The 13941-nt window shown below is 67.0% G+C and carries 13 protein-coding genes; 5 read left to right on the top strand and 8 right to left on the bottom strand.

Annotation, left to right across the window (positions count from 1 at the left end; genetic code table 11):
- Positions 1–121: 121 nt before the first annotated feature.
- Positions 122–1096: a malate dehydrogenase gene (locus KUV67_03075; protein ID MBY6203853.1), complete on the bottom strand. Its 975-nt coding sequence runs from the start codon at positions 1094–1096 to the stop codon at positions 122–124.
- A gap of 422 nt (positions 1097–1518) precedes the next feature.
- Between KUV67_03075 and ggt the strand changes: the two genes are divergently transcribed.
- The 4 genes from ggt to KUV67_03055 all read left to right on the top strand — a co-directional run bounded on the left by ggt (position 1519) and on the right by KUV67_03055 (position 6434).
- Entirely contained in the window at positions 1519–3231 is a 1713-nt protein-coding gene (ggt, locus tag KUV67_03070) for a gamma-glutamyltransferase (protein MBY6203852.1), read from the top strand.
- Positions 3232–3619: 388 nt separating this feature from the next.
- On the top strand, positions 3620–4204 hold the full coding sequence (locus KUV67_03065; protein MBY6203851.1) for a hypothetical protein: 585 nt from the start codon (positions 3620–3622) through the stop codon (positions 4202–4204).
- A 152-nt stretch (positions 4205–4356) separates the two neighbouring features.
- Positions 4357–5550: a hypothetical protein gene (locus KUV67_03060; GenBank protein MBY6203850.1), complete on the top strand. Its 1194-nt coding sequence runs from the start codon at positions 4357–4359 to the stop codon at positions 5548–5550.
- 284 nt (positions 5551–5834) lie between these two features.
- Positions 5835–6434 carry an SDR family oxidoreductase gene (locus tag KUV67_03055; protein ID MBY6203849.1) on the top strand — a complete coding sequence of 200 codons (600 nt, stop codon included), beginning with the start codon at positions 5835–5837 and terminating at the stop codon, positions 6432–6434.
- A 45-nt stretch (positions 6435–6479) separates the two neighbouring features.
- On the opposite strand, the gene KUV67_03050 is transcribed toward KUV67_03055, so the two are convergent.
- Entirely contained in the window at positions 6480–6731 is a 252-nt protein-coding gene (locus KUV67_03050; protein MBY6203848.1) for a hypothetical protein, read from the bottom strand.
- 605 nt (positions 6732–7336) lie between these two features.
- Between KUV67_03050 and typA the strand changes: the two genes are divergently transcribed.
- Positions 7337–9145, top strand: a complete 1809-nt coding sequence (typA, locus tag KUV67_03045; GenBank protein MBY6203847.1) for a translational GTPase TypA — start codon at positions 7337–7339, stop codon at positions 9143–9145.
- A 530-nt stretch (positions 9146–9675) separates the two neighbouring features.
- Here typA and KUV67_03040 read toward each other — a convergent pair.
- The 6 genes from KUV67_03040 to KUV67_03015 form a co-directional block, all read right to left on the bottom strand.
- Positions 9676–10467 (bottom strand): VacJ family lipoprotein, encoded by a 792-nt coding sequence (locus KUV67_03040; GenBank protein ID MBY6203846.1) that lies wholly within the window; start codon positions 10465–10467, stop codon positions 9676–9678.
- Positions 10464–10775: an STAS domain-containing protein gene (locus tag KUV67_03035; GenBank protein MBY6203845.1), complete on the bottom strand. Its 312-nt coding sequence runs from the start codon at positions 10773–10775 to the stop codon at positions 10464–10466. Before KUV67_03035 ends, KUV67_03040 begins: the two co-directional genes overlap by 4 nt.
- 5 nt (positions 10776–10780) lie before the next feature.
- Entirely contained in the window at positions 10781–11410 is a 630-nt protein-coding gene (locus KUV67_03030; protein MBY6203844.1) for an ABC transporter substrate-binding protein, read from the bottom strand.
- Between the two features lies 1 nt (position 11411).
- Entirely contained in the window at positions 11412–11894 is a 483-nt protein-coding gene (gene mlaD / locus KUV67_03025; GenBank protein MBY6203843.1) for an outer membrane lipid asymmetry maintenance protein MlaD, read from the bottom strand.
- A 266-nt stretch (positions 11895–12160) separates the two neighbouring features.
- On the bottom strand, positions 12161–12934 hold the full coding sequence (locus KUV67_03020) for an MlaE family lipid ABC transporter permease subunit (GenBank protein ID MBY6203842.1): 774 nt from the start codon (positions 12932–12934) through the stop codon (positions 12161–12163).
- Positions 12931–13761 carry an ATP-binding cassette domain-containing protein gene (locus KUV67_03015; GenBank protein ID MBY6203841.1) on the bottom strand — a complete coding sequence of 277 codons (831 nt, stop codon included), beginning with the start codon at positions 13759–13761 and terminating at the stop codon, positions 12931–12933. The genes KUV67_03020 and KUV67_03015 overlap by 4 nt, the downstream gene beginning before the upstream one ends.
- Positions 13762–13941: the final 180 nt, after the last annotated feature.

Raw genomic sequence — 13941 nt, 5'->3', positions numbered from 1 at the left:
CGGGCGCTCCTTGTGCGTTGAGACACGCAACGATAGCGCAGCCGGGGGGAGGGGGCGTGCAGGAAGCCGAAGCGCACCGGGCGGGGGCCGCCCGATGCTTGCGACGGTCTTCCTCGAGGGGTCAGAGCAGGTGCTCGACCGCCTTGCGCTCGTCGCGAAGCTCGGCGTCGGAGGCGTCCATCCGGGCGCGCGAGAAGTCGTTGATCTCGAGATCCTTGACGATGGACCAGCGGCCCGCCTCGCAGGTGCACGGGAAGGAATAGATCACCCCCGGCTCGATTCCGTAGCTGCCGTCCGACGGCACGGCCATCGAGACCCAGGAGTCACCGGTGCCCAGCGCCCAGTCGCGGATGTGGTCGATTGCCGACGACGCCGCCGAGGCGGCGCTGGACGCGCCGCGCGCCTTGATGATCGCGGCGCCGCGCTGCTGCACGGTGGGAATGAAGTCGTTCTCGTACCAGGCCTGGTCGACCTGGTCCATCGCGGCCTTGCCGTCGACCAGCACGTGGTGCAGGTCCGGGTACTGGGTCGAACTGTGGTTGCCCCAGATCGTCATGTTGCGGATCCGGGTGTGGTGCGTGCCGGTCTTGCCGGCCAGCTGGGCCAGGGCGCGATTGTGGTCCAGGCGGGTCATCGCGGTGAAGTTCTGCGGCGGCAGGTCCGGCGCATTGGCCTGGGCGATCAGGGCGTTGGTGTTGGCCGGGTTGCCGACCACCAGCACCTTGACGTCGCGCGAGGCGTGATCGTTCAGCGCCTTGCCCTGCGGCCCGAAGATCTTGCCGTTCTCGGCCAGCAGGTCGGCCCGTTCCATGCCCGGCCCGCGCGGCTTGGCGCCGACCAGCAGCGCGTAGTCCGTGTCCTTGAAGCCTTCGTTGACGTCCGTCGTCGTCTCGATGCCCGCCAGCAGCGGCAGTGCGGCGTCTTCGAGCTCCATGGCCACGCCCTTCAGCGCGTCGATCGCCGGCGGGATCTCGATCAGCTGGAGGATGACCGGCTGGTCCGGGCCGAGCATGTCGCCGGCGGCGATGCGGAAGCAGAGCTGGTAACCGATCTGACCGGCCGCACCGGTAATGGCTACGCGAACGGGACGTTTCATGGAATTCTCCGAAAATTTGGAAAGCAGCCCGCTATTTTAGCGCCCCGGCATGTGCTCCGGGATCCGCGGCTTCGATCGAGTAGTTTGCCCGGCTCCTCTAGAGGATGGACGCAAAGGCGCGAAGGAGCGAAGAAACGCAAAGAGAAATCCGATTTCCGGGAAAAACCCCTCACGCACAGGCGAACTGCGCAAGCCGGGGCAAGCCGATGAACCGATGAAAACAGGCCGTCCTGACTCGACCTCGCAGATGGCCCTGAGGCGCTCTGATACGGGCCCCTCTCACAACAGGACCGGTCTTCTTCGCGTCCTTTGCCCCTTCGCGCCTTTGCGTCCATCCTCTAAAGGGTCGCTGAAGAAATGCCGGACATCCCGCTGGTATGCTCCGCCCATGCCCCAACCACAATTCGATCGGAGTTTCGCCCATGTTGATTCGAGTTCTCTGTGTTGCCGTTCTGGCCTCGCTGGCCGGTTGGACGTCGCCCGTGGCCGGCTATGACCGGGTGACCGGGGCGACGCATGCCTCTCGGCCCGACGTGATCGCGGCCAACGGCATGGTCGCGACCTCGCAGCCGCTGGCCACGCAGGTGGGCCTGCAGGTGCTCAAGGACGGCGGCAACGCGATCGACGCGGCGATCGCCGCGAACGCGGCCATCGGACTCATGGAGCCCACCGGCAACGGCATCGGCGGCGACCTGTTCGCGATCGTCTGGGACGCGGAGTCCGAGCGGCTCTACGGCTACAACGGTTCGGGCCGCTCGCCGCAGTCGCTGACCCTGGAATGGTTCATCGAGAACGGGTACGAGGAGATCCCGTCGCACGGACCGCTGCCGGTGTCGGTGCCGGGGACCGTGGACGGCTGGTTCGCGCTGCACGAGCGGTTCGGCGAGATGCCGATGGCCGAGATCCTGCAGCCGGCGATCGACTACGCCAACGAGGGCTTTCCGGTCAGCGAGCTGATCGCCTACTACTGGGACCGCTCTGCCGACTTCCTGTCGCAGTACCCGGGTTTTGCCGATCAGTTCACGATCGACGGCCGGGCGCCGAGGGAAGGCGAGATCTGGCGCAATCCGAACCTGGGCAACACCCTGAAGCAGATCGCCGAAGGCGGCCGCGACGCGTTCTACAAGGGCGACATCGCCCGTACGATCGGCGAGTTCATGGACGAGCACGACGGCTTCCTGAGCTACGAAGACCTGGCCGCGCACGAGGGCGAATGGGTCGAGCCGGTCAGCACGAACTACCGCGGCTTCGATGTCTGGGAGCTGCCGCCGAACGGGCAGGGGATCGCCGCGCTGCAGATCCTGAACATCCTCGAGGGCTACGACATGGCCTCCTACGGCTTCGGCTCGCCGGAGCACGTGCACCTGTTCACGGAAGCCAAGAAGCTGGCCTTCGAGGATCGCGCCCGCTACTACGCCGATCCCGACTTCGCCGATGTCGATGTCGAGCGTCTGATCAGCAAGGCCTATGCCGCCGAGCGGCGGGAACGCATCGACATGGACCGCGCGGCCCGCGCCGTGGAACCCGGCACCCTCGCGCTGCGCGACGGCGACACGATCTACCTGACCACCGCCGACCGGCACGGCAACATGGTGTCCCTGATCCAGTCCAACTACCGCGGCATGGGCTCGGGCATGACGCCGCCGGGGCTCGGTTTCATCCTGCAGGATCGCGGCGAGATGTTCGTGCTGAACGAGGACCACCCGAACCGCTACGAGCCGGGCAAGCGCCCGTTCCACACGATCATCCCCGCCTTCATCACCAGGGACGGCGAGCCGTACGTCAGCTTCGGGCTGATGGGCGGCGGCATGCAGCCCCAGGGCCACGCCCAGATCGTCATGAACCTGGTCGACTTCGGCATGGGCCTGCAGGAAGCCGGCGACGCGCCGCGCATCCACCACAACGGCTCGACCGAGCCCGTGGGCCGGAACCTGCAGATGACCGACGGCGGCGTGCTGAACCTCGAGTCCGGCTTCTCCTACGACACGATCCGCGCACTGATGGCCAAGGGGCACCGCGTCCAGTTCGCCCGCGGCCCCTACGGCGGCTACCAGGCGATCATGGTCGACCCGGACTACGGCACCTATCGCGGCGCCACCGAAGTCCGCAAGGACGGCCAGGCCGCCGGATACTGAGGCGGCGGGAGGCCTGTCAGGCCCGACCGGTCTTGTGAGAGTGAGCTTGCGGCGGCCTGTCCTGTGGAAGAGAGCCTGCGAGCGATGGACGACCCCGGCCCGGCCTGTGGGAGTGAGCTTGCGAGCGAACTCTTTCCCTGGATCTGCTTCGCTCGCAAGCTCACTCCCACAGGAGAGGCCGATTCGGCGGCGGCGTCGTTCGCGCGCAAGCGCCCTCCGACAGGCCCGGAGGGCTTCGATCCATGCATTTCCCGTTGAAGGCCGCTTGCGGGCGAAGGGCTGAAGCGGCCTGCGTATCCGGTTCGCGCGCAAGCGCCCTCCAACAGGCCACCACCACGGGCGCGTCGCTGTGCGAGGATGACGTTCCCACCGAGCCAAGGGACCTGCCGTGAACCGTCACCTTCCTGTCGCCCTCCTGCTGACCGCGTCCGTCCCGTCGCTGGCCACGTCCCTCGACGCCTTCTGGGCCGACCTCCAGGCGCTCTGCGGCAACGCCTACGCCGGCGAGCTCATCACCGAACCCGCAGGGGAGTCTTCGTTCGCCGGCCGGGATCTGGTCATGCATGTGCGCGAATGCAACGACGAGCGCATCCGCATCCCGTTCTTCGTCGGCGAGGACCGCTCCCGCACCTGGGTCCTGACCCGCGTCGAGGTCGACGGCCAGCCGCGCCTGGAGCTGAAGCACGACCACCGCCACGAGGACGGCAGCGAAGACGCGATCACGATGTACGGCGGCACGACCACGAACCTCGGCCTGGCCACCCAGCAGGTGTTCCCGGCCGACCCGCACACGCGCGAGATCATCGAGCCGGCGCACGCCAACGTCTGGCGGATCGAAGTGATGCCGGGTGAGCGGTTCAGCTACCACCTGCGGCGCCTGGGAACCGAGCGGGTATTTCGGGTGGATTTCGATCTGACAGAGACGATCGAGACGCCGGAGGCGCCGTGGGGGTGGGTCGACGCATTGCCCTAGAGCGTTCCCCGGTCTGCCCGTTCATTTCGCTCCGGCCTGCCGCCGGACGGTAGCGATCCCCGGTCCCCGCTCCCGGGCCTTGCGATCGAGCGCCGGACCCGTCAGGATGGATCGCTCGACGCCCCGAACAGCATCTGCGGAGGATCTTCTCGATGATCCATCGAACCGTCTTCATCGCCGCGCTGAGCGGCCTATCGACCCTGGCCGGTGCCCAGTCCCTGCCCGACGGACCCGCGCGGGCCATCGTCGAGGCGGAATGCGCCTCGTGCCACAGCCTTGCAACGATCACCCGGTCCGCCGGATTCGACAGCGCCGAGGAGTGGCATGCGCTGATGGATTCCATGGTCGAGCTGGCCGATCCCCAGGCCCGCACCGTGGCCGCCTACCTGGCCGAGCATTTTCCGAAGAATCCCGACCGTGACCCCACGCTGGTCGACGGAGATTTCGAGATCGAGATCCAGGAGTGGATGGTGCCGACCCTCGGCCAGCGCTCGCGCGATCCGATCGAAGCGCCGGACGGAAGTATCTGGTGGACCGGGATGTGGGCCTCGATCGCCGGCCGGATCGATCCGGAGACCGGCGAGATGCAGGAATACCACCTGCCCCCGACGGCGCGCCCCCATTCGATCGTGCCGGACGAAGACGGCAACATCTGGTACACGGGCAACAGCAACGGCACGATCGGCAAGCTCGACCCGGATACGGGGCTCGTCACGGAGTACGAAACCCGCGCCGACGACCCGCACACGGCCGTGTTCCATCCGAACGGCAAGCTGTACTTCACGTCGCAGCGCTCGGCCATGCTGGGCCGGCTCGACCCGGAGAGCGGCACGCTCGACGAGATCCAGACCCGGGCGCGACCGTACGGGATCAAGGTCGGTCCCGACGGCACGCTCTGGATCGCCTACAACGGCACCAACGCGCTGGGCGCGATGGACCCGGACAGCATGGACGTCCGGTACTACGAGGTGCCGCACGAGGACTCGCGGATCCGGCGGCTGGACCTGAGCAGCGACGGCCGGATCTGGTACGTCAATTCCACGCGCGGCCGGATCGGCCGGCTCGATCCCGAAAGCGGTGAGATCCGCGAGTGGGATTCGCCCAGCGGCCCGACGTCGCATCCCTATTCGATGGCGGTCATCGACGACATCGTCTGGTACAACGAGTCGGGCATGCGCCCCGATGCGCTGGTGCGCTTCGACCCCGGGACCGAGACCTTCCAGAGCTGGGCCGTTCCGTCCGGCGTCGGCATCATCCGCCACACCTGGGTGACCGAGGACGGCGACCTGCTGATCCACCAGAGCAGCAGCAATCGCGTCGGGCGGGTGCTCATCCCTGACCCCTGACCCCTGACCCCTGACCCCTGACCCCTGACCCCTGACCCCTGACCCCTGACCCCTGACCCCTGACTGAGGGGAACCGCGCGTGAAGGTCGACCTGCTGCGACCTGTCCAGGAGCGCAAGGGTGGCCCGATAGGAATCCCAACGCACGCGTTCGCGGCGTCGCATCGCGATCGGCGCCGGCGGGGCCGATCACCCGATCGTCTCACCGGGCTGGCACCCTCCGGGTCGTTCGTCCGCGCGCCGATGAGCGCGAGCGAGCGCCATCCACACAGCAGGAGGAGAACCGATGAAAGTTCTTGTCGCAGGAGCAACGGGAAGCACCGGCGCGCGCGTCGTCGAGCACCTGCAGGTGCGGGCGCACGTGGCCGTGGCGCTGGTCCGCAGCAGTTCCGATACCAGCGTGCTACCGGAAGGCGTCGAGACCCGCACGGGCGATCTCACGGATCTCCGGGACGATGTCTGCGACGGTTGCGACGCGGTCATCTTCGCGGCGGGATCGGGCGCGGACACGGACGCGGACATGACCGACAGGGTCGATCGCGACGGCGCCATGGCGCTCGTGGACCGGGCGAAGGCGGCCGGCGTTCAGCGCTTCGTCATGCTCAGCAGCGCCGGCGCGGAGAGTCCCGACCCCGAGTCCGAGCTGGGTCACTATCTGAAGGCGAAGCACGACGCCGACGAATACCTGAAGGCGTCCGGGCTGAGCTACGCGATCGTGCGGCCCGTGGCCCTGACCGACGACGACGGGGAGCGCGAGGTCCGCTTCGGCGACGAGGTCGAGCCGGACGGAGAGGCCGCCCGCGGTGACGTCGCTTCCGTGCTGGTCGACGCCCTGGCCAGCGAGCGCTGGCGGAACCGCACGGCCCGGATGGAATCGATCGGTTGAGATCGTCGCTGCGAAAGGCGATCTTAATTCGCCTCCGCTGATTTCCTATCGATCGAGTTCTCGTTCTGCCAGGACCTTCTTCAGCGTCCGGTTCCGCTCGGGTTGGTGCAGGACCCTGAAGATCAAGAACAGGGGGATCAGCGTCACCAGGCCCCAGGTGTTCTTCGCGACGCTGTAGAGGATGATCCCGACCATCGCTCCGATCAGCAGGGCGTGCCAGAGCTCGGAGCGTTTCATTTCCTTGGCCATTGCGCGGAGCTCGTCGTCGGACAGGGTGGAGAGGTGTTGTAGATCCATGGCCGGGTCTCACTGGCTAGTTTCAAGGTGAACTGTAAATCGGGACCGTGACGTGTTGTTCGTCTGCCTGGAAGGCGCCGAGAAGCACAGGGGCGAGCGGAAAGAGGCAAAAAGGTGTCTGAGCGCAGCGCCAAAGGCGCGCAGCGAGTTCTTTTTGCCCCGCTCGCACCGAGCATCGCAGGGGACCCGCGCAGCGGGTGGCTTCCCGGCATGAGCATTTTTGGTGACTTTTGTTGCGACAAGAGTCACTCGCATTAGCTGGCGGAGCCAGCGGCGAAACGCTTTTTGAAGACAGCACCATAATCCTGAAGATACTGGATCCCGGATCAAGTCCGGGATGACAGGGGCTGGGGGACGCCACCGGATCTCGGCAACGATCACGACAGTCTGCCCGGGAAGACGGGCACGGAAAAGACACTGGGTCCCGGCCGATGGTCATGACAATTCGCCGGGATGACAGGCTTTGGTGGGGCCGATGGACCCAGAGGGCGGCTCTGACCACGAGTCTGCCGAGCACATCGAAAAAAGCGAAAAAACAGCGCGTTCCCGTATAATGGCGGGCTGCCTTCATCACGGACCGGTTGCCCGGTCGAGAGTCCCGAATCATGAACCTCCGCAACGTCGCCATCATCGCGCACGTCGACCACGGCAAGACCACGCTCGTGGATCAGCTCCTGCGCCAGTCCGGCGAGTTCGCCGCCCACGAGAAGGTCGGCGAGCGGGTCATGGACTCGAACGACCAGGAGCGCGAGCGCGGGATCACGATCCTGTCGAAGAACACCGCCGTGACCTGGAACGGCACGCGAATCAACATCGTCGACACGCCCGGCCACGCCGACTTCGGCGGCGAGGTCGAACGTGTTCTCAGCATGGTGGACTCGGTGCTGCTGCTCGTCGACGCGGTGGACGGGCCGATGCCGCAGACGCGCTTCGTGACCCAGAAGGCCTTCGCCATGGGCTTCCGGCCGCTGGTCGTGGTCAACAAGATCGACCGGCCGGGTGCGCGCCCGGACTGGGTCGTGGACCAGACCTTCGAGCTGTTCGACAAGCTGGGCGCGACCGACGAGCAGCTCGACTTCCCGGTGATCTATGCATCGGCGCTGAACGGCTACGCCAGCGAAGACGCGACCGCGACCGAGGGCGACATGACGCCGCTCTTCGAAGCGCTGATCGAGCACGTCCCGGCGCCGGACGTCGACACGGACGGGCCGTTCCAGATGCAGGTCTCCAGCCTGGATTACTCCTCCTACGTCGGCCTGATCGGCGTGGGGCGCATCAAGCGCGGCTCGGTCAGGACGGGCCAGTCGGTCAAGGTCGTCGACCGCGAGGGCAAGACGCGTTCGGGCAAGGTCATGCAGGTGCTGGGCTACTCGGGCCTGAAGCGCGAAGAGGTCGAATCGGCGTCGGCCGGCGACATCGTGGCCGTGTCGGGCATCGAAGACATCGGCATCTCGGACACGCTGTGCGACCCGTCGAAGGTCGAAGCGCTGCCGCCGCTGACCGTCGACGAGCCGACGATCCACATGACCTTCCAGGTCAACGATTCGCCCTTCGCCGGCCAGGAAGGCAAGTTCCTGACCAGCCGCCAGATCCGAGCGCGCCTGTACCAGGAAGCCAGCCACAACGTGGCGCTGCAGGTCAGCGACACAAGCGACCCGGACCAGTTCGACGTGGCCGGCCGCGGCGAGCTGCACCTGTCCGTCCTGATCGAGACCATGCGCCGCGAAGGCTACGAGCTGGCCGTCTCCCGCCCGCGCGTGCGCAAGCGCGAAATCGACGGACAGGTGCAGGAGCCCTGGGAGCAGGTGGTGCTCGACCTGGACGAGCAGTACCAGGGCGCCGTGATGCAGGCCATGGGCGAGCGCAAGGCGAAGATGGAGAACATGACGCCGGACGGCAAGGGCCGCGTGCGCCTGGACTACATCGCGCCGGCGCGCGGCCTGATCGGCTTCCAGAGTGCGTACCGGACCATGACCTCGGGCACGGGCCTGTTCTTCCGCGTGTTCGACCACTGGGGCCCGGCAACCGACCGGATCGCCCAGCGCATCAACGGCACGCTGATCGCCATCGAGCAGGGCACGACCAATGCCTACGCCCTGTTCAACCTCCAGGACCGCGGCAAGCTGTTCGTCGGTCCCGGCGAGGAGGTCTACGAGGGCCAGGTCATCGGCCTGCACAGCCGCGACAACGACCTGGTGGTCAACCCCCTGAAGACCAAGAAGCTCAGCAACGTGCGCGCGGCCGGCAAGGACGATGCGCTGTTGCTGACGCCGCCGGTGCGGATGAGCCTGGAGCAGGCGCTGGAGTTCCTGGCCGACGACGAGCTGATGGAAGTCACGCCGGAACACATCCGCATCCGCAAGCGCCTCCTCAAGGAGCACGAGCGCAAGCGCGCCGACCGCGCCGCCGGCTGAAAACTACCGGCGGAAAGGCGTTTGTCTACCGCAGATGAACGCGGATGAACGCGGATGAAAAGTCCGGGAAGAGCGGGTTGAACCTCGAGTCGACATCCCACGGTTCGCGCGGCCGGCTGAAACCCGCTGGCGGAAAGGCTTTCTTACCGCAGATGGACGCGGATGAGCGCGGGATAAAAAAACGGGAAAAACGCGATTCGGGTCTGGATCGGCCAGCGTGAGTCGAACGGTCGGTTCGAGGCCCTCCCGGAAAGCATTCGCTTACATCGGGTGGGGGCGCAGACTTGCGCGGTACGAAACGCGCTGTAGCAGCAATTGGCCGTTTGGGCAGCGACGGTCGAGTTTCGATCGAGAGAAGGGGAATAGGACGCCCTGACTGATCGACCGGCAAACGTCCGGCCCCGGGCGGTCACCATTCAAGACTCGCTTTCGCTTCAGCTCAAGCTGCTCTATCTGCGTTCATCCGCGTTCATCTGCGGTAAAGCCTTGAGCGCTCGAATGATGTGTCCTTCTCAGCCAGCCCGGGCCGTTCAGTCGCCGTCGGGGTCGGCGGTCGGCGGCAGGTCGTCGTCCCAGGGATCTTCTTCCAGCAGCACGTCGTAATCCGGCGTGGTCGATTCGCCGCTGATCTTGTAGGCCCGCTGCTGCAGCCACGCATCGCGGACCAGCAGATATTCGTCGAACGCGGCCTCCAGGTCCTCTTCGCGGTCGAGCAGGTCGGCCCGCTGCTGGACGATGTCGACGCCCAGGATGTACAGGCGGCCGTCGATGACTTCCCGCCACGGCACGTCCGCGGTCGCGTCGACCGGGCGCGACAGGGCGTCGCGCAGCGTCGACGGTCCCAGGAAGGGCAGCACCAGGAAGCGCGAATCCTCCCAGCCCCAGACGGCCAGGGTCTGGCCGAAATCCTCGTCGAAGTCCGGAATGCCGGCGTCGCTGGCCACGTCCAGGATGCCGCCGAGACCGAACACGGAATTGACGAAGAAGCGTTCGAACATGCGCCCGGCATGGGCGGGACGCCCCTGCAGCAACAGGTTCAGCATGACCGGCACCGAGCGGAGGTTGTCGAGTGCGTTGGCGATGCCCCGTTCGACCGGCTCGGGCGTGATCGTGTTGTAGCCCCGCGCCAGTGGCTGGAGGACGGCCCGGTCGACCCCGCGATTGAACGCGTACATGTTGCGGTTGAACGGTTCCCAGGGGTCGGCGGCGATGCGCTCTTCCGGCGGCGGGGCCTGGATCGTCGCGCAGGCGCTCAACAGCGCTGCGGCAAGCAGCACGGCCAGCCTGCGGGTCCATCCGGGATTGCGGTGCGGGTGCTTCATTCCTCGGTCTCCTTCCAGCCCAGCAGGCCGTCGACCTGGCTGAGCGATGCGATGGTGCGCAGACTCTCCGGCGCGTTGGCGAAGCGCAGCGATCGCTCCTGGCGGCGCGCCCAGGCCAGCCATTCCAGCAGGAGCGCGACGCCGGCGGAGTCGGCGTGACCGACGCCGGAAAGATCGATCACGTCCGGGAGGCCCGATTCCCTCCAGCTCCGGTGCCGGGCCCACACGGCGGGCACTTCGTCGCTGGTCAGGTCGCCCTCGATCCGATGGCGGGATGCGTCCCTTCCGTTACCGGGTCTCTCGCCCATCTCGCTCATCCGCCGTCGACGTCCAGCTGCAGATTACCCGACTGCAGCTGCGCCAGCGTCGAGTCGAAGCCCTGGCGCCGGATCTGTTCGCCGATCTGGTTGCGGAAGGTCGCCACATAGGAAATGCCTTCGACGATGACGTCGAAGATCTGCCAGCCGGCATCGGAGCGCCGGAACACGTAGTCGACCGGTGCGGTCTTGCCGTTGTTCATCGTCACCCGTGTCCGGACCTTTGTGACGCGCTCGTCGTTCTCGCCTTCCAGCGGCAGCACCTCGATCTGGTCGCGCGTGCGGAACTCCAGCAGGCCGGTCGCATAGCGATCGATCAGCAGCTCGCTCAGCGCCTCGGCAAAGGAAACGACCTTGTCGCGTTCGACGCCGCGACTGGCCCGGCCGAGCACCAGGCGGCCGGAGTAGACGACGTCGATGTGCGGCAGCAGCAGTTCGCGCACCACGGTGCGCAGGGCGTCCGGGTTGTCTTCGAAGTGTTCCCGGCTGATCTCGATCCGGTCGAAGATCTGGTTGCTGGTCGTGCGCACGATCTCGACCGGCCCGTCGTCCTCGTTGGCGGACTGGGCCGGAAGCGGATCGGTGCCGAGCATCAGGGCGAAGGCGGCCAGCAGGGGTCGGAGCATGTCAGTCGTTTCCGGAGTCGTTGTCGTTGCCGTCGGAACTCAGCAGGTACTTGGAAATCAGTTGCTCGAGCACCAGTGCCGAATTGGTGATCAGGACCCGGTCGCCGTCGACCAGCGGGTCCGGCGAGCCGCCCGGCTCCAGCCCGACGTACTGGTCGCCGAGCAGGCCGCTGGTCAGGATCGACGCCGAGGTGTCGTTCGGCAGGTCGTCGTAGGTCGAATCGATCGCCAGCACCACCCGCGCCTCCAGGGTCTCCCGGTCCAGCTCGATCGACTCGACCGTGCCGATCCGCACCCCGCCCATGCTCACGGTCGCACGGGACTTCAGGCCGCCGATGTTGGTGAACATGGCCGTCACCCGGTAGCGGTCGTCGCTGCCCAGCGCCCCGCCGTCGGTGGCCTGGACGGCCAGGAACACCAGCGCCGCGATGCCGAGCAGCAGGAACACCCCGGCGGCGAACTCGATCTGATTGGAGGATTTCATCGTGAATTGGTTCCTGTGATTTTGTCGACCACACGCGAAAAGCAACTGAAACCGCAGATGGACGCAGATGAACGCAGATGAACTTCATGAGCACCTCCGGCGACGCCCATCGCGGCATTCCGCGCAGTCGGCACTGGCGAGCTCGAGTCCAACACGTGTTCGTTGTTGATCTGCATTTCCTCTCTGCCCTTATCTGCGTCCATCTGCGTTCATCTGCGGTCCTGATTCATCCAGTCTCGGGTCTTCTGTTCGTCGAACCCGTGCCGCTACAGCATCAAGGCCGAGAGGACGAAGTCGAGGAGCAGGACGGAGATGGCGGTGGCGATGACGGTCTGGGTGGTGGCCAGGGCCACGCCTTCGCCGGTCGGCTTGCAGGTCCAGCCGAAGTAGACCGCCAGCCAGGCGGCGAGGGCGCCGAAGGCGGCGGACTTGGCCACGCCGGCGCCGAAGTCGCGGCCCAGTTCGACGCTGTTCTGCATGCTGCCCCAGAACACGTTCGGGTCGATGCCCATCAGGAACACGCCGTACAGAACGCCGCCGGCCAGGGCCATGAAGTTGAAGATCAGGGTCAGCACGGGCACGGCGATCAGGCCGGCCAGCAGGCGCGGCTGGACGATCCGCTCCATCGGGTCGATCGCCATGAGCTCGAGCGCATCGAGCTGTTCCGTCGCTTTCATCAGGCCGATCTCCGCGGTCACCGAAGTGCCGGCGCGCCCGGCGAACAGGATCGCCGTCAGCACCGGACCCAGCTCGCGGAACAGGGACAGGGCCAGGACCGTGCCGACCGCGTCGCCGGCGCCGAAGCGGGTGAGCGTGTCGTAGGTCTGCAGCGTGAGCACCAGGCCGACGAAGAAGCCGCAGGTGATGATGATCACCAGCGATCGCACGCCGATGAAGTAGGTCTGGCGGAGGGACTCGCCGACCTGCAGGCGGCTGAAGCGCATCCGGACAACGGCCTGGCCGAGGAACACCAGGGCGCGGCCCACCGATCGCACGGCGTCCAGCGGCGCGCGGCGGCGCGCGGCGGCGGGTTCGTTCATCGCAGGGTCTCCTCGGCCAGCACGTCCTCGGCGAGATCGGCGGCGGGGTAGTGGAACGGCACCGGGCCGTCGGGCTGCCCCTCGAGGAACTGGCGGACCAGCGGGTCGTCGCTGTCGTGCAGCGAGCGCGGTTCGCCCTGGGCGACGACCCGGCCGCCGGAGATGATGCAGGCGTGGTCGGCGAAATGCTCGACCACCTCGACGTCGTGGGTGATGACCACGCTGGTGATGCCGAGCACGCGATTGATCTGCCGGATCAGCCGCCCACCGGCGGCCAGCGAGATCGGATCGAGGCCGGCGAAGGGCTCGTCGTAGAGCATCAGGTCCGGGTCCAGCGCGAGCGCGCGGGCCATGGCGATGCGCCGGTTCATGCCGCCGGACAGCTGGCCCGGGTACAGGTCGGCGGCGCCGCGCAGGCCGACCGCCTGCAGTTTCAGCAGCACCACCCGCCGGATCAGCGATTCGGGCAGGTCCGTGTGCTCGCGCAGGGGCAGCGCGACGTTGTCGAAGCTGGTCAGGTCGGTCAGCAGGGCGCCGTTCTGCAGCAGCACGCCCATGTGCTTGCGCAGATCGTTCAGGGCGCTGCGGCCGAGCGCGTGAACGTCCGTCCCGCCGATCCGGACGGAGCCGGACGCGGGGGTCAGCTGGCCGGTGATCAGGCGCAGCACGGTGGTCTTGCCCGAGCCGCTCGGGCCCATGATGGCGGTCACCCGGCCGGCCGGAATGTCCAGCGTGAAGTCCTCGAGCACCGTGCGCCCGCCGCGCACGACGGTCACGGCGTCGATGCGCACGGCAGGACGGTCGGGGTCGATGATCGATGTGGCCATTCGGACGTCCCAGGCGAGTTCCGGAGCAAGGCGGCGATTGCAGCCGTCGGCCAACGAGGGGAAACCCGTCGAAGGGCAGACGTGGAAGCGCGGCCCGCGGACAGGGAGTGCGTCGAACGAACGCCGGCCGGAGCGTTTCCCGGACCGTCGCCTCGCCTTCCCCATCCCCTGGCTGCGCAT

It is taken from the genome of Halomonas denitrificans (assembly GCA_019800895.1).
Classification (GTDB): Bacteria; Pseudomonadota; Gammaproteobacteria; order Xanthomonadales; family Wenzhouxiangellaceae.
The sequence above is the reverse complement of the archived record's forward strand: the minus strand, read 5'-3'. Positions and strand labels throughout refer to the sequence as shown.